Annotated in this window: 1 protein-coding gene; it reads left to right on the top strand. The window is 59.4% G+C overall.

The window, feature by feature from the left end; translation table 11 throughout:
• The coding region (locus tag NKH67_RS34085) for an alpha/beta fold hydrolase (RefSeq protein ID WP_353033122.1) at positions 1-552 on the top strand (552 nt) is incomplete at both ends.

The following is a 552-nucleotide window of genomic DNA, read 5'->3' as shown; positions in this document are numbered from 1 at the left end:
TGCTACACGGCTTCGGCGACAGTGGCGACATGTGGGCGCCTGTTGCGGCAAAGTTGATGCAAGATCACACCGTAATCGTGCCAGACCTGCGCGGCATGGGACTGTCCGCCCATCCCGACACCGGTTACACAAAGAAAAACCAGGCCGTCGACATTGCCGGTATCCTCGACCATCTGAAGATCGAGAAGGCCGACCTCGTCACCCACGATATCGGCAACATGGTGGGTTACGCTTTCGTCGCCCAGTATCGCGACCGAGTCACCCGCTGGGTTGTGATCGATGCGCCGCTGCCGGGCATCGGCGATTGGGACAACATCATCCGCCTGCCGTTGCTGTGGCATTTCAACTTTCGTGGTCCCGACATGGAGCGGCTGGTAGCAGGGCGCGAGCGTATCTATCTCGACCGTTTCTGGAACGAGTTGTCAGCCAATCCGAAGGCCATCGACGAAGCAACGCGCAAGCACTACTCCGTACTTTACGCGCGACCTCACGCCATGCACGACGCCTTCGAGCAATTCGCCGCCTTTAACCAGGATGCGGCGGACAACAAGG

The organism is Mesorhizobium sp. M0968 (assembly GCF_040319065.1).
In the GTDB taxonomy this organism is placed as follows: Bacteria; Pseudomonadota; Alphaproteobacteria; order Rhizobiales; family Rhizobiaceae; genus Mesorhizobium.
Note: the sequence above shows the minus strand (reverse complement) of the source record. Positions and strands in the feature narration are given on the sequence as shown.